The organism is Pseudomonas sp. MF7453 (assembly GCF_016405455.1).
GTDB lineage: Bacteria > Pseudomonadota > Gammaproteobacteria > Pseudomonadales > Pseudomonadaceae > Aquipseudomonas > Aquipseudomonas paralactis.
The window spans coordinates 58,398-76,569 of record NZ_JAEKCN010000023.1 but is presented as its reverse complement, the minus strand read 5'-3'; the positions used below and the strand labels follow the sequence as shown (position 1 = coordinate 76,569).

At 59.7% G+C, this 18,172-nt stretch carries 21 protein-coding genes; 10 read left to right on the top strand and 11 right to left on the bottom strand.

What is annotated here, in order from left to right:
* Positions 1–12: 12 nt before the first annotated feature.
* From JFT63_RS26545 to JFT63_RS26520, 6 genes are all read right to left on the bottom strand, one after another.
* Positions 13–1,371 carry a DUF1329 domain-containing protein gene (locus JFT63_RS26545; protein WP_057703952.1) on the bottom strand — a complete coding sequence of 453 codons (1,359 nt, stop codon included), beginning with the start codon at positions 1,369–1,371 and terminating at the stop codon, positions 13–15.
* Positions 1,372–1,396: 25 nt separating this feature from the next.
* Positions 1,397–3,187, bottom strand: coding sequence for a DUF1302 domain-containing protein (locus JFT63_RS26540; RefSeq protein ID WP_198707315.1), 1,791 nt, complete (start codon positions 3,185–3,187; stop codon positions 1,397–1,399).
* Between the two features lie 480 nt (positions 3,188–3,667).
* The gene (locus JFT63_RS26535; RefSeq protein WP_198845100.1) at positions 3,668–4,579 is read right to left on the bottom strand and encodes an SDR family oxidoreductase; all 912 of its coding nucleotides are present in this window, start codon (positions 4,577–4,579) and stop codon (positions 3,668–3,670) included.
* A 129-nt stretch (positions 4,580–4,708) separates the two neighbouring features.
* The gene (locus tag JFT63_RS26530) at positions 4,709–5,611 is read right to left on the bottom strand and encodes an alpha/beta fold hydrolase (protein WP_198845099.1); all 903 of its coding nucleotides are present in this window, start codon (positions 5,609–5,611) and stop codon (positions 4,709–4,711) included.
* The gene (locus JFT63_RS26525; protein WP_198845098.1) at positions 5,611–6,393 is read right to left on the bottom strand and encodes a class II aldolase/adducin family protein; all 783 of its coding nucleotides are present in this window, start codon (positions 6,391–6,393) and stop codon (positions 5,611–5,613) included. The genes JFT63_RS26530 and JFT63_RS26525 overlap by 1 nt, the downstream gene beginning before the upstream one ends.
* 163 nt (positions 6,394–6,556) lie before the next feature.
* Positions 6,557–7,012 carry a flavodoxin gene (locus JFT63_RS26520; protein WP_057703957.1) on the bottom strand — a complete coding sequence of 152 codons (456 nt, stop codon included), beginning with the start codon at positions 7,010–7,012 and terminating at the stop codon, positions 6,557–6,559.
* Positions 7,013–7,141: 129 nt separating this feature from the next.
* Between JFT63_RS26520 and JFT63_RS26515 the strand changes: the two genes are divergently transcribed.
* Together JFT63_RS26515 and JFT63_RS26510 are read left to right on the top strand one after the other, a co-directional pair.
* On the top strand, positions 7,142–7,609 hold the full coding sequence (locus JFT63_RS26515; RefSeq protein WP_057703958.1) for a PAS domain-containing protein: 468 nt from the start codon (positions 7,142–7,144) through the stop codon (positions 7,607–7,609).
* 58 nt (positions 7,610–7,667) lie between these two features.
* Complete coding sequence (locus JFT63_RS26510; RefSeq protein WP_057703959.1) at positions 7,668–8,273, top strand: hypothetical protein; 606 nt, start codon at positions 7,668–7,670, stop codon at positions 8,271–8,273.
* Between the two features lie 2 nt (positions 8,274–8,275).
* On the opposite strand, the gene JFT63_RS26505 is transcribed toward JFT63_RS26510, so the two are convergent.
* Positions 8,276–9,232 carry a MerR family transcriptional regulator gene (locus tag JFT63_RS26505; RefSeq protein WP_198845097.1) on the bottom strand — a complete coding sequence of 319 codons (957 nt, stop codon included), beginning with the start codon at positions 9,230–9,232 and terminating at the stop codon, positions 8,276–8,278.
* Between the two features lie 216 nt (positions 9,233–9,448).
* On the opposite strand from JFT63_RS26505, the gene JFT63_RS26500 reads away from it, so the two are divergent.
* From JFT63_RS26500 to JFT63_RS26475, 6 genes are read left to right on the top strand one after another with little or no spacing between them, the layout of a single operon-like run.
* Positions 9,449–10,006, top strand: a complete 558-nt coding sequence (locus JFT63_RS26500; RefSeq protein WP_186559865.1) for an antibiotic biosynthesis monooxygenase — start codon at positions 9,449–9,451, stop codon at positions 10,004–10,006.
* Positions 10,007–10,061: 55 nt separating this feature from the next.
* On the top strand, positions 10,062–10,772 hold the full coding sequence (folM, locus tag JFT63_RS26495; protein WP_233102416.1) for a dihydromonapterin reductase: 711 nt from the start codon (positions 10,062–10,064) through the stop codon (positions 10,770–10,772).
* A 20-nt stretch (positions 10,773–10,792) separates the two neighbouring features.
* Positions 10,793–11,353 carry a GTP cyclohydrolase I FolE gene (folE, locus tag JFT63_RS26490; protein WP_057703963.1) on the top strand — a complete coding sequence of 187 codons (561 nt, stop codon included), beginning with the start codon at positions 10,793–10,795 and terminating at the stop codon, positions 11,351–11,353.
* 2 nt (positions 11,354–11,355) lie between these two features.
* Positions 11,356–11,727, top strand: coding sequence for a dihydroneopterin triphosphate 2'-epimerase (gene folX, locus JFT63_RS26485; RefSeq protein WP_057703964.1), 372 nt, complete (start codon positions 11,356–11,358; stop codon positions 11,725–11,727).
* Positions 11,728–11,742: 15 nt separating this feature from the next.
* The gene (locus tag JFT63_RS26480; protein ID WP_003194074.1) at positions 11,743–12,039 is read left to right on the top strand and encodes a DUF1244 domain-containing protein; all 297 of its coding nucleotides are present in this window, start codon (positions 11,743–11,745) and stop codon (positions 12,037–12,039) included.
* A complete protein-coding gene (locus tag JFT63_RS26475; protein ID WP_057703966.1) occupies positions 12,032–12,370 on the top strand; it encodes a HopJ type III effector protein in 339 nt (112 codons plus the stop codon). The genes JFT63_RS26480 and JFT63_RS26475 overlap by 8 nt, the downstream gene beginning before the upstream one ends.
* 170 nt (positions 12,371–12,540) lie before the next feature.
* Here the strand turns inward: JFT63_RS26475 and trxB are convergent, their stop codons facing one another.
* A complete protein-coding gene (gene trxB / locus JFT63_RS26470; protein WP_003194076.1) occupies positions 12,541–13,503 on the bottom strand; it encodes a thioredoxin-disulfide reductase in 963 nt (320 codons plus the stop codon).
* Positions 13,504–13,797: 294 nt separating this feature from the next.
* Here trxB and cysZ point away from each other — a divergent pair, with 294 nt between their 5' ends.
* Together cysZ and JFT63_RS26460 are read left to right on the top strand one after the other, a co-directional pair.
* Entirely contained in the window at positions 13,798–14,562 is a 765-nt protein-coding gene (gene cysZ / locus JFT63_RS26465; RefSeq protein WP_057703967.1) for a sulfate transporter CysZ, read from the top strand.
* A 54-nt stretch (positions 14,563–14,616) separates the two neighbouring features.
* A complete protein-coding gene (locus JFT63_RS26460) occupies positions 14,617–15,819 on the top strand; it encodes a glycosyltransferase family 4 protein (RefSeq protein WP_198845096.1) in 1,203 nt (400 codons plus the stop codon).
* Here JFT63_RS26460 and JFT63_RS26455 read toward each other — a convergent pair.
* The 3 genes from JFT63_RS26455 to JFT63_RS26445 form a co-directional block, all read right to left on the bottom strand.
* Complete coding sequence (locus JFT63_RS26455; protein ID WP_198707310.1) at positions 15,788–16,891, bottom strand: NADH:flavin oxidoreductase; 1,104 nt, start codon at positions 16,889–16,891, stop codon at positions 15,788–15,790. The two genes, JFT63_RS26460 and JFT63_RS26455, sit on opposite strands and share 32 nt — an antisense overlap.
* 219 nt (positions 16,892–17,110) lie before the next feature.
* Positions 17,111–17,593, bottom strand: coding sequence for a glutathione peroxidase (locus tag JFT63_RS26450; protein WP_198845095.1), 483 nt, complete (start codon positions 17,591–17,593; stop codon positions 17,111–17,113).
* A 101-nt stretch (positions 17,594–17,694) separates the two neighbouring features.
* A complete protein-coding gene (locus JFT63_RS26445) occupies positions 17,695–18,159 on the bottom strand; it encodes a CreA family protein (protein ID WP_003194082.1) in 465 nt (154 codons plus the stop codon).
* Between the last annotated feature and the right edge of the window lie 13 nt (positions 18,160–18,172).

Below are 18,172 nucleotides of genomic sequence, written 5' to 3'. Positions count from 1 at the left end.
TTCAGTGTGGAATCAGCGAACGCCCGCCGACCTCAGCGCCGCCGGGGTGTAGTCCGCCGCCTTGGCCGCGAAGCCAAACACGAAGCTGCTTTTCTCCTCGTTCTTCATGCCCAGCGCGATGTAGCGTCCGGCAATCAGGTCGTACAGGGTTTCCACGGTGTAGGCCGGCACCTGGTGGTCGTAATAGAACTGCGAATGGCCTTCGGCAACGCGCCACAGTTGGCCGCGGCCGTCGTAATGGTCTACCAGCGCAACCTGCCAGCTGTCTTCATCGATATACATATGGCGCTTGGCGTAGATGTGCCGCTCGCTGGGTTTAACGGTACCGACCACTTCCCACACGCGGTGCAGCTCATAGCGGGTCAGGTCCTGGTTGATATGCCCGGCCTTGATGATGTCGTCGTACTTGAGGCTCGGGGAATCGAGCTTGTAGCTGTTATAGGGGATGTACATCTCCTTCTTGCCCACCAGTTTCCAGTCATAGCGATCGGGGGCACCGGAGAACATGTCGAAGTTATCGGTGGTGCGCAAGCCGTCCGAGGCGGTGCCTGGCCCGTCGTAGGACACCTGCGGCGCGCGCCGTACACGGCGCTGGCCGGCATTGTAGATCCAGGCCAGGCGCGGCTCTTTCACCTGGTCGAGGGTTTCGTGCACCAGCAGCACGTTACCCGCCAGACGTGCCGGGGCGGTCACCGATTGCTTGAAGAAACTCAGCACGTTGGCTGCCTTGGCCGGGTCGATGTCCGCAATGGCTTGCGGCACCGCCACTTCTTCCTCGAAGCGGATCGGTGTGTAGCTGCCGTTGGTCTGCGGCGTAGCCTGGGTAATGATGCGGCGCAGGTTGCCGCCGTGGTAACGAGTGATGTGGTTCCAAAGTACCTCAACGCCATTTTTCGGGATCGGGAACGCGTAATAACGGTTGCCGGTGAAGTTCTCCAGGCCGTTGCCATCGTTGATCGCCTTGACATTCACGGCGCTGCGCTTGATCGACTCATAGATGTCCGCCGGCAAATTGACCGTGCGATGGCTGGGGTACACCGGGATCTTGTAGGTCTCGGGATAGCGCTTGAACATCGCCACCTGGCCGTCGGAGAGCTTGTCCTTGTACTTGTCCACCGTAGCAGCGGTGATCACGAACAGGGGTTTTTCACTGGCGAAGGGGTCGGCGAGAAACCCCTTGCTGTCCACCGCGCCTGCATTCTTGGGGATGCCGCCGGTCCAGGCTGGAATCGAGCCATCGGCGTTGCCGGCTTTTTCCGCGCCGACCGGGGTCAGGCTGGTGCCGAGCCTGGCGGCTTCTTCGGGCGATACCGCCGCCATCACGTTGGCGGCCAATACACTCAGGGCCATCACTGCAATCATCTTACGCATAGGTCTTGTCCTTCTTTGAAACAGATCAGAAGTTCACGCCGAAGCTGAGGGCGAGGAAGTCACGGTCGGTCAGGGTGTTGTAGTCACCGCCAAAAAAGTCGGTGTAGCTCAGGCTCGCGGTGTAGGTGCTGCGGTAGTCCGCATCCACACCGACGCTGATAGCCTTGGCGCCCTTGTTGAACAGGCCGTTGGGGCCGTAACCGGCCACGTCATGGGACCAGGACAGGTTGGGCTTGAGGTTCACGCCGGCAATGGCGTTGTTGTAGTCAAGAATCGCCCGTGCGCGGTAGCCCCAGGAGGTGGAGGTGACAAAACCGTCGGTGTCACCTTCAAAACCGTAGGCGCCGTACACCGAATCACGGCCGTAGCGCAGTTTGGTTTTGTCTTCCAGGCCAGCAACGTGCACGACCGCCGCTTCGCCCACCAGCGTCAGGCGCTCGGCGCCCAGGACCTGGTCGAAGAACTGGGTCATGGTGCTTTGGATCTGGGTGATTTCCTTGCGGCGGTAGCCTTTGTTGTCATCGCCGAAATTGCTGCGGATGGGGGAGGCGAGTTGGCCCGCGATCGGGTTGACCAAGGCCAGGGTCAGGTCAGTGGTGTTGAGTTGCACCGGCGCATTGGGCCGATAGCTGATTTCGCCGGTCCACGCCGTGCCCGTGGGCAAGGTGGTGGAGAAACTGGCGCCGAACAGGCGGATGTCTTCCGGGTAATCCAGGTAGTACTGGCCGCGGCCGAGCATGGTGCTTTGGGCCAAACCGCCCCCGGAACCGGGTGCCAGGGCGTTGGCGGTGTTGATGATGCGCCCGATGGTGGCCAGGTTGGTATTGGCGGTCAGGGTGCCGACAGTCGGTGTGCGGCTGTGGTAGTTCATGAAGTACAGGCCGTATTCGGTGTCATCACCCAGCCAACGCAGGGCCGCGCCGAATTGGCCGGAGTCACGCGCATCGCGGTCACCGGCACGCCGCACAATCACACCTTCATTGGTCACGCCAAACCCTTGGCCAAAGGCAGCGGCCACCGGTTGCAGCGGTCGGATTGCCGGGCTGCCCACGGTGTAGTTATTGGTGCAGCCATCCGCCGCCACATCGCCGCCGAAGAAGGTGCCGCAGTTGTCGAGCACCGTCTGGTCCCATTCCAGCTGGTAGAAGCCCTCCACAGTCAGTTGATTGGTCAAGCTCTGGGACGCAAACAGCATGTTCACCGGGATCAAGCCTTCCTTGATCTCGGCACCCGGACGCCGGAACGCCGACACGTCGATCGGGTTGATGCTGTTGATGGAGTTACCGATGAAGGTGCTCTCGCCCCAACTGACCACCTGCTTGCCGGCGCGCACCGTGCCGGGCAGGTCGCCCAGGGAGTAGTTGTGGTAGACGAAGGCATCAAGGATCTGCGCGCCGCTGGATTTGGCGCCTTCCTTGCGGTTGTGGTCGCTGATCGGCTTGAACTCGCGGTCTTCGTCCTTGAGCTCGAAGTCATACCAATACTTGCCGCGAACAAACACACCGGTGTCGCCGTACTTCAGTTCAAGGTCGTGCAGCCCCTTGAAGATCTTGGAGAAGGTCTCGCCCTTCTTGAAATTAAGGCGCCCGTCATCCCCGGTAGACGCCTGGCCTGAACCACCGTTGACAGTGCCGACCAGGCTTTTGTCGGCATCGCGCGTGCCCCAACTGGCACCGACCGACAGCGAGGAATCGAATTGCCCTTCGATCTCGCCGATAGTGAACGAAACAGCCTGCGCCTGGGCACAGCAGCCCAGCGCAACCGCAATGGCCAGCGCCTGTGGCGTGAAGATGGCGCGCATTATTGTTTTTGTCATGCGTCTTCCCCGGTGAGTGACAGAAGGTTCCACCCTACTGCCGTGCATCAGGAGCGATAAGCGCACCAAGGAGGTATTCGTGTTGTCGCTCGAAAGGATGAACGGGCGCACTGGCCGGGGTTTGGGCCGGGGTATGAATGAGGTGGATGGTGCGTTATCAGAAGAATCGATGAACCCCGTTTACTGTTGCGAAATTGGTAACAGTCCTTGTCCTGAACTGCTATTACTCATTTTGTTACAAGCGACTATTCTTGCCTGGCTTTCAGGGCAAATGGCCCGCTCCCGCCTTGGGGAGAACAGCAGATTTACAACGGATTGATCGCTTATTCAGTCTGTTATCGGTGTTCACTGACGTTGATTTGTCGCTCCTTGATCCAACGTCTGACTTCGGCCGCTGCTTATGCAGCGGCCTTTTTTATGCCTGAAATAAAACGGGGCGTCATCGACGCCCCGCAAGATTCAGTGAGGTTCCGGCAATGATCAGAGGCTGAACTTCTGCAAGTTGGCCATCATCTCCTTCAATGCCTCAATGTTGTCCTTGGGATGTGCGGCGCCTTCAAAATCGCAGATCTGTTGCCAGTGCGCCGCCACGTCGTCCGGCGAGAAGCCCGCTTCAGGATCAAAACCCACTCCCAGGCTGCGCTCCCAACGGGTCTTGCCGATCCAGCCGCCACCCACTTCGAACAACCCTGACGTTTCCTGACAGGCTTCGCTGCCCAGGTACACCACCAACGGGCTGACCAGTTCCGGTTTGAGGCGCTCGAATACCTGTGGCGGGATCAGCCCTTCAGTCATGCGCGTACCGCCGGTGGGAGCGATGGCGTTGACCAGGATGTTGTTCTTGCGACCTTCCAGTGCCAGGGTGCGGGTCAACCCATACAGGCCCAACTTGGCCATGCCATAGTTGGACTGGCCGAAGTTGCCGTAGATGCCTGACGTGGAGGCGGTGAAGATCACGCGACCATAACCCTGCTCGCGCAGATGGGGCCAGGCGGCACGCGTGACCTTGTAGGCGCCTTCGACATGCACCCGGTAAACCAGGTCCCAGTCGCCGTCGTCCATCTTGTGGAAAGTCTTGTCGCGCAGGATCCCGGCGTTGTTGACTACCACGTCGATCCGGCCGAACGCGTCCAGAGCGTTCTGTACGATCTTGTCACCGTCGGTGACCGAGTCATGGTTGGCCTCGGCAATGCCGCCTGCTGCACGAATCTCGGCCACCACACGGTCGGCCGCCGAGGCGTTGGCGCCCTCGCCCTGGGTGGAGCCACCCAGGTCATTGACCAGCACTTTGGCCCCGTGCCTGGCGAACAGCAGCGCATGGGCACGGCCCAGGCCACCGCCAGCACCGGTGACGATCACGACCTTATCCTGAAACTGCACTGATTCACTCATACCGAACTCCGCTGGCGACAATGGGAATAGGCAGAGTGTCACGCACGAGGCCTTTGGTCACAATAAAAACGCCCGAGGCTGAATGGTGCTCGATAAGGCATCAGGATGATGCCGCGGTAGAAACCCGGCTCAGGAGTAGACCGACTGCGGCGACGCCTGGCTGATGCGATCCCGAAATGCCTGGTAATGCCTGAGCACCTGCACCGGCGCCTCGATCTGCGGGTAATGGCCGATATCGGCCAGCAATACCGTGTCGGCGTGGGGCACCAGTTGCTCGAAGCGCTCGACCATATGAGCACCGGAAATCGGGTCCACCCCGCCATCGATCACCCGCAACGGCAAGGCGCCGCGCTGCATGGCGGCCACCCAGCGATCACGCAGGCGTCGACGCTGGGGAATGTAGGCGATCAGTTTGTGCAGGATACGCGGCCCGTCATTGCAACTGATCAAACTCCAAAAGTCGTCCAGCGCGCTTTCACTGGGCCGCGTCTGCGGGCCGAAGATCTGGCTGAAACTGCTGGCCAGGGCATTGCGCCCAAAAGCCCGGCCGATCATCCAGCCCAACGGGCTGAGCAATAATTTTTGCACCAGCGTGGGGCAGTGGGTTTCCGGGAACAGTCCTCCATTGAGAAATACGCAACTGGCCATCTGGAACCGGCCTTCGTAATGCCGGGCCAGCAACTCCTGGGCGACGCTGTCGCCGTAGTCATGGGCCAATACATGCACCGGCTGTTCCACGCCCAAATGCTCAAGCAACGCCTGTTGCAAGTCGGCTTGCTCCAGCAGGCAATAGTCGTGATTCAGGGGCTTGGCCGAGTCACCAAAACCGAGCATGTCGCAGGCAATCACCAGGTTGCGCTGGGCCAAGGGCTGCCACAGGTAGTGCCAATCCCAACTGGCGGTGGGGAAGCCATGGATCAGCAGCAGCGGTGTGCCCTGCCCGGCCACCCAATAACGCAGGGTACGCCCACGAAAGACGAAGTTCTGGCCGCGTTTACGCCAGGCTCTGAGCGGTATCTCGGCGAGTGGCATCAGCTTTTATACCCAGGGTCCTGTTGGTCCAATTTGCGCAGCAGCGCCGGCCAGGCAAGCGCACCACCCATACCTTGGGCGCTTTTTGTGACAGCTGCCACCATCGCCTTGGCGCCTGCCAGAATTTGCGGCTCAATGGTGATCAACTGCGCTGCACCGTTTTGCGCCAGCACCTGAATCTCGCAGGCGCGCTGGAAGGTGAACATCATCAGGAAGGTATCGGCGATGGTGCCGGCGCAGGTCAGCAGGCCGTGGTTATGCAGCATGAGGAAATTGTTTTGTCCCAGGTCCGCCTGCAAACGGGCTTTTTCCTCGTGGTTCAGCGCCACGCCTTCATAGGCGTGATAGCCCAGGCTGGACAGCACAAACAATGATTGCTGGCTGATGGGCAATACACCCTGCTTTTGTGCGCAAACCGCCACGCCCGCAGCGGTGTGGGTGTGCAGCACGCAGGTCACATCATGGCGCACTTCGTGGATGGCGCTGTGGATGGTATAGCCTGCGGGGTTGATCTCGTAGGGGCTGTCCATTTGCTTGTTGCCGGCCTGGTCGACCTTGACCAGGCTTGAGGCGGTGATTTCGTGGAACATCAGCCCGTAAGGGTTGATCAGAAAATCTTCCGTGCCCGGCACCTTGGCGGAAATATGCGTGAAGATCAGGTCATCCCACCCATGCATCGCCACCAGGCGATAACAGGCCGCCAGGTCAACGCGGGTTTGCCATTCGGCAGCACTGACCTGGGCTTTGATGTTTTGCGGCGATGAAGCAGGGGCTAGGCTCACGGCAACGTCCTCCTTGGCGCACTGGTTATTGCGTCTACAGTGAGAGCCAGTCTAGTCAGACGCCGAGGCGCAAGGAGTTGCCTTCGCAGCCAGCTTGATGACCGAGCGAGTCAGTCATGAGAATAGTACAAAAAGCGCCGTCAATAACGGCGCCCTCCTACGTTCAGCCGCGCAGCGCGATAATCAGTTCAGCCAGCCAAGGCTCGGCGTCGGCTTCGGGGGTCACGCTTTCGCTGGCGTCCAGGCGCAGCATCGGCAGTACTTCACGTACGCCCAGCTCGCCGAACAGTTCGCGCATTTGTTCGCCGCCGCCACAGAACGTATCGCCATAACTGGCGTCGCCCAGGCCGATAACCGCACCCGGCAGGCCGCGCCAGGCGGCGGGAAGTTGGTCGCGAATGCTTGAGTACAGAGGTTGCAGGTTGTCGGGCAATTCGCCCATGCCGGTGGTCGAGGTCACCGCAAGCAACGCATCGGGAGCAAACGCCTGAATCTCGCCCAGACTGGCGCGAGGGTTGTGCCAGGCTTCAAAACCGGCGTCCTTGAGGATTTTTTCCGCGTGGCGAGCGACTTCTTCAGCCGTACCGTAGACCGAGCCGGAAAGGATGGCGACTTTCATCAATCTGATCCTGTAGTTGAGTCAAAGCCTGGGATATTAGCAGTCTGTGCCGATAATTCAGTGCGCACCGTGCGAGAATCAAGACTTGCCATAAACTTGCACCGTCACACACATGCCATGGACCGCTCAATGATTAACGCCAAGCTGCTGCAAATGGTTGTCAATGCGTCCAACGACGGGATCGTCGTTGCCGAGCGTGAGGGCCATGACAAACCGCTGATCTACGTCAACCCTGCGTTTGAACGCCTGACCGGCTACACCCTGGATGAGATCCTTTATCAGGACTGCCGCTTCCTCCAGTCCGGTGACCGTGACCAGCCGGCGCTGATGGCTATTCGTGATGCCCTCGACAATGGCGGCGCGTGCCGGGAGATCCTGCGCAACTACCGCAAGGACGGCACTCATTTCTGGAATGAGCTGTCACTTTCGACGGTGTACAACGAGGCGGACAGGCAAACGTATTTCGTCGGCGTGCAAAAAGATGTCACCACTCAAGTCAAGGCCCAGCAGCGCGTGGCCCAGCTGGAAGCGCAGCTGGCCGAGCTGAAAAACGAGCTCGCGGCGCTCAAGGCGACGAGTGGAATTAACAAACTGTAAAAAATGCGGTCTTTAGAGCGATAATGGCTTTTTAATGCCTCAGCCTTGAGCTACATCAATGCACCGCGACACGCTTTTGACGCAGGACGAACTGGATTTTATCCAGGACATGCAGCATAACCCGCAGCTTAATCTGCGGGATGCGTGGTCGAGCCTGACGGTTAATGGCGGTGCGCAGATTCGTGATTTGCTCACGCGGCTGGCCGCTCACAACCAGGTCACCATCCAGGCCCAGTTCGACAACCAGCAGCTCACCTTCCCCTTGCGCTTGGTGGAGGATGAGTTTCATGCGGTGCATCTGCGCCTCGGCGTGCCGAGCATCTTCGAAGACGGGCCGATGATCCGCCCGTGGCGCCTGGCCCTGGAAGAGCCCGTGGCGCTGGAAAACGTCAAGGGCTACCCCAGTGCACTATGGGTGCACGAAGTGTCATTCAAAGGCGTGCTGGTAGAAGTGCGTGGCCGGGCCAAACCGCCCAAGACTTTTTCCCTGTGGTTCAGCCCTTCCGGCTATGAACGTATCGCGCTTCGCGGCACCCTGGAGCGGGAAACCGCCCGAGGCCTGTTCGCTTACCGCCTGAGCCAGAGTGATGCCGATGAGATCGAGCGCCTGCGCCAGTTCATTCTGCACCAGCACCGCCTCGTTCATCCTCACGTGCACGCCTGAGTTCAGGTCTCCAGGCGGCCGCTGAGAAACTGCTGCAGGCGGCGCTGCATCAAACGTCCGTCATTGCCCAGGCACCCAACCGATGAGCCGGCCAGGCTGTGCTCGGCGAGGTCGGAGGCATCACCCGCCAACAGCAACGGGCAATTGAGCGTCAACGCCAGACGATTGAGCCGCGAGGGCAGTTCGACGCCGGGAGAATGGTTGGAAAACAGCACCAGGGCTTGTGGCCGAGTTCTCTCGCAGATCAGCGTCAACTCATCGAGCGGTTGGCCGACACCCAGAACTTTTACCGCGAGCTTGTCACTGGACATCAATAAGCCCGCGACCAGTAGTTCCAGTTCACGACATCCACCGGCGATGGCGGCGAGCAACACCCTGGGCGCCGGTGACGCACAGGCCAACTGCAGGCGTTGAGCAGTGCGCGAACGCAGGAAGTTATCGAAAAACAGCCATTCGCTGGCTTGGCCAAAACGCCCCTGGTGACGCAGCAGTTGTTGCCAGAGGGGCATCAGGATGTCCTGAAATACGACAGTCGTTGAATAAGCACTGAAGATCTGGCCGTACAACTGCCCCAGTTCACGGTCATCAAAAGCGCTGATGGCCAACCGCAGTTGTGCCTGCCACTGCTGCCACTCCAGTTCGGTGTCGCTGCGTGATGTCGTAACCGGCACGCCGGACAGTTGATCGCGCGCCAGGATCTTCCCCACTTTGCTCACCGCCACGCCGCGTTCGATCCAGTCGAGAATGCGATGCACGGTGTCGATATCGGCGCTTGAGTACAGCCGATGCCCGCTTTCGGTGCGAACGGGCTGAATCAAGCCATAGCGACGCTCCCAGGCACGTAATGTCACCGGGTTAACACCTGTAAGTCTTGCCACTTCACGAATTGGAAACAGCACCTCGGCGTCAGCCTGACTATCGGGTGCTGCTTCAAGAGACGGAGCTATGATTTGGGGCATCAGCTGTCAGCAATATCCATATGGATTTGGATCCTATTTAACGCCCATTGAAGCCCATGATTCAAGATCTACGGCGATCCATCCGAAGTTTCTGGTGTATTTGGGCAAAACAGGAATAATCCTTGCCTGTTTTTTCTACGTCGCTGCAACACCCCCGCAGCTTCGTTCGTGCGCCGCTTACCCGGCCCAGCGCACTCGATTATCTGGAGATACACAATGTCTACCTCACCCGTCACCTTGATGGTTGCGCGCCGCGTCGCCAAAGGTCGCTACGAAGAATTGATGGCTTGGCTGCGCGAAGGCGAGCAATTGGCCACTGACTTCCCGGGTTACCTGGGTTCCGGCGTACTCGCCCCGCCACCCCACGATGATGAATTCCAGATCATCTTCCGCTTCGCCGATGAAAAAACCCTGCACGCCTGGGAGTTTTCCGCCTCGCGCAGCGCCTGGCTCGGTCGCGGCAGCGAGCTGTTTGCCGACCCTTCCGAGCATCGTGTCAGCGGTATCGACGGCTGGTTCGGCGCCGCAGGGGCCCGCCCGCCGCGCTGGAAACAGGCGGTCGCGATTTGGCTGGCGTTCTTCCCGGTGTCACTGTTGTTCAACTTCGGCCTGGGCCCGCTGCTTGGCGAGCTGGACCTGTTCAGCCGTGTACTGGTCAGCACCGCCGCCCTGACGCCGCTGATGGTTTACCTCTTTATTCCGCTCTCGACACACCTGCTGGCGAACTGGCTGCACCCCTCGCCACCGCGCAAGGTCACCGAAGCCGCTGCATGAGCATAGAGGCCGGGTCGCTGGTATAGTTTGTGTCTGCCAGCGACTTGAGCCTCCCATGATTGCAACCCACGCACCGATCCTGATCACCGGTGCCGGCCAGCGCGTCGGCCTGCATTGTGCCGAACGCCTGTTGGCTGAAGGTTATTCGGTCATTTTCAGCTATCGCAGCGAACGCCCGGGGGTGCAGGCGCTACGTGAACGAGGGGCCATCGGCATATTTGCCGACTTTTCCAGCGAGGCCGGAATCCTTGCCTTCATCGCGCAGCTGCAATCCCATACCCAAAGCCTGCGTGCGATCATCCACAATGCGTCGGCCTGGGTCGCGGAAACACCGGGCGACGAAAGCCACGCGTTTATCGATATGTTCAGCGTGCACATGCTTGCGCCGTACCTGATCAACCTGCATTGTTCACCCTTGCTGCAACGCTCGACACCTGCCGATATCGTGCACATCAGCGATGACGTGGTGCGCAAGGGCAGCCGTCAGCACATCGCCTATTGCGCCACCAAGGCCGGCCTCGACAGCCTCACGCTATCGTTTGCCGCGCAGTTCGCGCCGCTGATCAAAGTCAACGGTATCGCGCCGGCCATGGTGATGTTCAATGAAGGCGACGACGCGGCCTATCGCGCCAGGGTCCTGGCCAAGTCGGCCCTGGGCATCGAGCCCGGGCCTGAAGTGATCTACCAGAGCGTGCGTTACCTGCTGGACAATCCCTATGTCACCGGTACCACCCTGACCGTCAACGGTGGGCGGCATATCAAGTAAGCCGTTTTCGAGGATGTTGTATGACCTTTTCCCTGCCCCACCACTACCGCGAAATCCTCAAGGGCCTGGGCGAAGACCCGGAGCGCGAGGGCCTGCTCGATACACCCAAGCGCGCCGCCAAGGCCATGCAGTACCTGTGTCATGGCTACGAGCAGAACCTGGAAGAAATCGTCAACGGCGCGCTGTTCGCGTCGGACAATGACGAGATGGTGATCCTCAAGGACATCGAGTTGTACTCGTTGTGCGAGCATCACCTGCTGCCCTTTATCGGCAAGGCACATGTGGCCTATATTCCGACGGGCAAGGTGCTGGGTCTGTCGAAACTGGCACGCATCGTCGACATGTTCGCCCGGCGCCTGCAGATTCAGGAGAACCTCACGCGGCAAATCGCCGACGCCATCCAGGACGTGACTCAGGCCGCCGGCGTGGCGGTGGTGATCGAAGCCAAGCATATGTGCATGATGATGCGCGGCGTGGAGAAACAGAACTCAACCATGAACACCTCAGTGATGCTCGGTGCCTTCCGCGAATCGAACACCACGCGCATGGAGTTCCTGCAATTGATTGGACGGAGCAAGTAGCAATGCCACAACTTCAACCAGGCATGGCGCGCATCCGGGTCAAAGACCTGCGCCTGCGCACTTTTATCGGCATCAACGAGGACGAAATCCTCAACAAGCAGGATGTGCTGATCAACCTGACCATCCTGTATGCCGCCCAGGACGCTGTGCGCGACAACGATATCGACCATGCCTTGAACTACCGCACCATCACCAAGGCGATCATCGCCCATGTGGAAGGCAATCGCTTCGCCCTGCTGGAGCGCCTGACCCAGGAATTGCTGGACCTGGTGATGAGCAACGAATCGGTGCTGTACGCCGAAGTCGAAGTGGATAAACCCCACGCGCTGCGCTTTGCCGAGTCGGTTTCGATCACTCTGGCCGCCAGCCGCTGATAGCAAGTGAGCCCTATGAACGACCAACAACGCCTCGAACTCGAAGCCGCCGCCTTTCGCCGATTGGTGGCCCACCTGGACAGCCGCAAGGATGTGCAGAATATCGACCTGATGAACCTCGCCGGCTTCTGCCGCAACTGCCTGTCCAAGTGGTACAAGGCCGAAGCCGACGAGCGCCAGATTGAGCTCAGCCTCGATGACGCCCGTGAAGTGGTGTACGGAATGCCGTACGCCGAGTGGAAAGCCCAATACCAGCAAGAAGCCAACGCCGACCAACAGGCCGCGTTTGCCAAAGGAAAGCCCCATGACTGATTTGAACACCCTGCGCGCCAGCCTCAACAGTGGCGATCACCTCTTTGCCGATACCCTGGCGTTCGTCGCAGCCGGTTACGACTACCAGCCACAAGCGTTCACCAATGGTGATGTGGAAAACGCCGCCGGACAAAACGAAGGTTCGTGCAAGACTCTGGGTTTGGCACTGCTGGAAGGTTTGAATGATCAGGAAGCGTTGCTGGCGTTTGGTGAGCATTACCGCTCGGTGGTGGCGACGCCTGAGGGCAGTGACCATGGCAATATCCGGGCGTTGATTGCCCATGGGCTGGCCGGCGTGAAGTTTGCTGAACAGCCTCTGACTCCCCGCTGATTTAATAATCAACCCCGCTCAATGTGGGAGCCGGGCTTGCCCGCGATGGCGGTGGTGACGATCAAACCGCTCTCGCAGGCAAGCCAGCTCCCACATTTGTTTTGCGGTGTCGGCTAGATCGCGGACATAAAAAAACCGGCCTCGCAGCCGGTTTTTTCAATTCAACGGGTTTAGAACGAAGCGTCCTTCAAACCATCGAGGTAACGCTCGGCATCCAGGGCCGCCATGCAACCGGCGCCGGCCGAGGTAATGGCCTGGCGGTAGACATGGTCAGCTACGTCACCGGCAGCGAAGATACCTTCGATGTTGGTCGCGGTCGCATTGCCTTCACGGCCGCCCTGCACTACCAGGTAACCGTCTTTGGCCTCCAGCACGCCTTCGAACAGCGAGGTGTTCGGGGTGTGGCCGATGGCGATGAATACGCCGTCAACTTTGAGCTCGTCGAAGCTGCCATCGTTGTTTTTCAAGCGAGCACCGGTCACACCCATGTTGTCGCCCAGGACTTCATCCAGGGTGGCATTGAGCTTGAGGATGATCTTGCCTTCGGCAACACGGGCGTGCAGCTTGTCGATCAGGATTTTCTCGGCGCGGAAAGTTTCGCGGCGATGAACCAGGGTCACGGTGCTGGCGATGTTAGCCAGGTACAGCGCCTCTTCGACGGCGGTGTTGCCACCGCCGACCACGGCAACCGGCTTGTTGCGATAGAAAAAACCGTCGCAGGTGGCGCAGGCGGAAACACCCTTGCCCATGAACGCTTCTTCGGACGGCAGGCCCAGGTAACGCGCGCTGGCGCCGGTGGCGATGATCAGCGCGTCGCAGGTGTACACACCGCTGTCACCGGTCAGGCTGTAAGGCTTCTTCGAGAAGTCGACCTTGTTGATATGGTCGAAGACGATCTCGGTTTCAAAGCGCTCGGCGTGCTCTTTCATACGTTCCATCAGCACCGGGCCGGTCAAGCCGTGGACATCGCCCGGCCAGTTGTCGACTTCAGTGGTGGTGGTCAACTGGCCGCCCGCCTGCATACCGGTGATCAGCAGCGGCTTGAGATTGGCTCGGGCAGCGTAGACGGCAGCGCTGTAACCGGCAGGGCCGGAACCGAGAATAATCACTCGGGAATGACGGGTATCAGACATGACTCACTCCTATCGACCGCCCGGACCACAGAGCGGCTGGAATAAAAAAGGACGGCGAAGCACTTGGGGAAGGCTTTAACTCGCCAGGTCCTGAAAAATAATGGGTGCAGCGTATCGAGGGGGGCAAGATTAAGGAAATACGCATTAACAATCCAGCTCATAGCGACGCTCTATGCGCCTGGTCAGGTTAATCGATGCCTTTGTAACCCCGGATGTCGCCTGGAGGCCCATGCTTTCACATCGCGTGCAAAGCCGGTAAGGTCGGCGCGTTCGTCACCTTGCTCGGAGTTCTCCATGCCTGCCCCTGCTCTTTCCGGCCCGCAATACCTGCGTGAAGGCCTCAAACTGGTATTGAGCCCCGGCCTGCGCCTGTTTGTACTGCTGCCGTTGGTCATCAACCTGGCGCTGTTCGTCGGGTTGATCTATTTCGCCGGCCATCAGTTCAGCCTGTGGGTCGATAGCTTGATACCGACCCTGCCCAGCTGGCTAGGCTTTTTGAATTACCTGCTGTGGCCGCTGTTTGTCGTGCTGGTGGCGCTGATGGTGTTTTTCACCTTTACCATGCTGGCCAATATTATCGCCGCGCCATTCAACGGTTTTCTCGCGGAGAAAGTCGAGGTGGTGGTACGTGGCACCGATGACTTCCCGCCGTTCAGTTGGAGCGAGCTGATCGCCATGGTGCCCCGCACCCTGGCCCGGGAGATGCGCAAGCTGGGTTACTTCCTGCCACGGGCCATTGGCCTGTTTATCCTGTCGTTCATTCCCGTGGTGAACCTGATCGCCGCGCCGCTGTGGTTGCTGTTTGGGGTGTGGATGATGGCAATCCAGTACATCGACTACCCGGCCGACAACCACAAACTGGGCTGGAACGAGATGCTCGCCTGGCTGCGCCAGAAGCGCTGGCAGAGCATGAGCTTCGGCGGCATTGTTTACCTGGTGCTGCTGGTGCCGGTGGTCAACCTGCTGATGATGCCGGCGGCGGTCGCCGGGGCGACGTTGTTCTGGGTGCGTGAGCAAGGTGCCGAGGCGATGGCGCAGCAAGCCGTGACCCGGTCATAAATCCATCATCACACTGACACAATGGCGACATGGCCCACGCCGACACTGTGGGTCATGACGACAGCCTCGCTTCACATCACCCTCATTACCGAAACCTTCCCGCCGGAAATCAACGGGGTGGCCAATACCCTTGGCCGTCTGTGTGAGGGTTTGCGTTCACGCGGCCATCAGGTCGAACTGGTACGCCCACGCCAGAGTGCCGACCAAAGCCGCCCCAGCGACGATGAACTGCTGCTGTGCCGCGGCTGGCCACTGCCTGGCTATCCAGGCCTGCAATGGGGTCAGTCGTCGATGCACAAGTTGCTGCGCCGTTGGACGCGCCAGCGCCCGGATGTGCTCTATATCGCAACTGAAGGGCCGTTAGGACTGTCTGCATTACGTGCAGCTCGGCGCCTGGGCATCAGCGTGGTCAGCGGTTTTCACACCAATTTTCAGCAGTACTCCAACCAATACGGTTTGAGCCTGTTAAGTCGCATGGTCACCCATTACCTGCGCTGGTTTCATAACCGTTCAACCTTGACACTGGTACCCAGCGCCAGTCAGCGCCTGGAACTGGAGCGCCGACATTTCGAGCGCCTGGGCATGTTGTCGCGAGGTGTGGACAGCCAACTGTTCCACCCTGCCAAACGCGATAACGCCTTGCGTGAGAATTGGGGTTTGGAGAGCGGCGATGTCGCCGTGCTGCATGTCGGACGCCTGGCCCAAGAGAAGAATCTGGGGCTGCTCAAACGTTGCTTTGATGCGTTGCAGGATACCTACCCACTACGGAGGATGAAGCTGATTGTCGTCGGTGATGGCCCCCAGCGTGCGTCGCTGGAACGCGACCTGCCCGATGCGGTGTTCTGCGGCACTCAACGCGGCGAAGAGCTGGCAAGGCATTACGCCTCAGGGGATTTGTTCCTGTTCCCCAGCCTGACCGAAACCTTCGGCAATGTGGTGCTCGAAGCGATGGCGTCTGGCCTGGGAGTGGTGGCTTACGACCAGGCCGCCGCCAGCCAGCATCTACGTCATGGCTATAGCGGCGCGCTGGCAATGCCTGGGGATCAAGACGCATTTTGCGATGCGGCCATCTGGCTGCTGGAGGAGCGTGAAACGCTACGCAGAGCGCGCTTGAATGCCCGACAACATGCCAGCCGTCAGGGCTGGCCGGCGATTATCGAGCAATTCGAGCGCCAGCTGCGTGGGGTATGCGAGGACGGTCAACCGGTGCCTGCCCTCTCACCGCTCACACCAGAGTCATCAACGCCTCACGACTGAAGGGCAAGATGTCGCCCTCTCGCCCTTCGCGCACCTTCACGGCCCAATCCGGGTCCACCAGCAACGCACGCCCTACGGCCACCAGGTCGAACTCATCGTTGTTCAGGCGCTCCAGCAGCTTTTCCAGGCTGGCAGGTTGCGCGACCTTGTCGGTGTTGACCATAAATTGCAGGAACTCGCCATCCAGGCCAACACTGCCCACGGTGATGGTCGGCTTACCCGTAAGCTGACGCGTCCAGCCCGCCAGGTTGAGGTCGGAGCCTTCAAACTCCGGCTCCCAGAAACGGCGAGTGGAGCAGTGGAAAATATCCACGCCGGCGTCAGCCAATGGCTTGAGGAACTCACCCAGCGCCTCGGGGGTTTGCACCAGGCGGGCGGTATAGTCTTGCTGCTTCCACTGCGAGAAACGCAGGATAATCGGAAAGTCCGGGCCGACCGCGGCACGGGTGGCCTCGATCAGTTCAATGGCAAAGCGCGAACGCTTGGCCAGGCTGCCGCCGTATTCGTCGGTGCGTTGGTTGCTGCCTTCCCAGAAGAACTGATCCACCAGATAGCCGTGGGCGCCATGGATTTCCACACCGTCCATGCCGATCGCCTGGGCGTCCCTGGCGGCTTGGGCGAATGCGTTGATCACGTCCTTGATGTCCTGTTGCGTCATACCGTGGACAACCACGTTGCCGTCCTTGAGCTTTTCCATCGGGCCATAAGCAGGCACGCTGGCATCAGGCTCGGTGCCGATACGGCGCACACTACCCACATGCCACAACTGCGGAACAATCTTGCCGCCTTCGGCATGTACCGCGTCGACCACTTTCTTCCAGCCGGCCAGTGCGGCTTCACCGTAGAAGTGCGGGACGTTGGGGTAGCCGTTGGACGCCGGGTGATCGACCACAGTGCCTTCCGTGATGATCAGGCCCACACCGGCAGCCGCACGACGACGGTAGTACTCGATGACTTTGGAATTGGGTACGCCACCCGGAGAGAACGAACGGGTCATGGGCGCCATGACCACACGGGTCTTCAGTTGCAGTGCACCGAGCTGGAAGGGTTTGAACAAGGCTTGGACAGGCATGGGGCACTCCGCCGGGAAGGGATTTATGACGCAGATAATATGGGCAGTGTGCAGCGCTTAGTAGCACTATTGATCTGGGTGATTAAAGGGGTAAAAGTCGCCGAATACCTGTAGGAGCGAGCTTGCTCGCGAAAAATCCGGGAACACGCGTTAAGTCAGGATATACGCGTTATCGTTGGCGATCTTCGCGAGCAAGCTCGCGCCTACAGGGGGTGTGTTTCAGCTCAGGGCTTTTTCGATGGCCTGGATGATAGTCGAGTCGTCCGGGGACGTACGCGGTGAGAAGCGTGCGAGTACCCGGCCATCTTTACCCAACAGGAATTTCTCGAAGTTCCAGGTGATATCCCCTGGAAACTCGGCGCCCTCACCCGCCAACAAGCGGTACAGCTGGTGACGATCAGGGCCGTTGACCTCAAGCTTGCTGCCCAGGGGAAAGCTCACCCCGTAATTCAGGCTGCAGAACTCGCGGATCTCTTGCTCGCTCCCCGGTTCCTGGCCTGCAAACTGGTTGCACGGCAAGCCAAGCACCGTGAATCCCTGGTCCTTGTATTGCTGGTAGAGGTTTTCCAACGCCGCGTATTGCGGGGTCAAACCACATTTGGACGCCACATTGACCACCAGCACAACCTGGCCCTTGAAGGGCGCCAGCGGTAGCTCTTGTCCGTCCAGGGCTTTGAGTTTCAGATCGTGGAAAGCACTCATGACGAACTCCAGATATCCCATATTCTTTACATTGCAGCTCTCGGAGCTTACAACCGGCGAGGCTGCAATCATAGACGCCGATGACAAAACCCGCCCACAGGTTACTGAGCGGTCGGCCATGGCAAAATCGGAATAGCCGTCACCGCGTTCTGCGGGCTGCCTTCGATCAGGCGGTCGCTGTAGACCAGATACACCAGGGTATTGCGTTTCTTGTCGAGGAAACGCACCACCTGCATGGTCTTGAACACCAGGGAGGTACGTTCCTTGAAGACTTCGTCCCCGTCCTTGAGTTCGCCCTTGAAGTGGATCGGGCCCACCTGGCGGCAGGCAATCGAGGCTTCAGCGCGGTCTTCGGCCAGGCCCAGGCCGCCTTTGACGCCGCCGGTCTTGGCACGGGACAGGTAGCACGTCACGCCATCGACCTTGGGGTCATCGAATGCCTCGACCACGATTCGGTCATTGGGGCCGACAAACTTGAACACCGTCGACACCTGGCCGACTTCCTCGGCTGAGGCCAGCAGTGGCATGGCCAGCAACAGGCCAAGCAATCCCTTCATTACGCGCATCGGGTATTCCCTT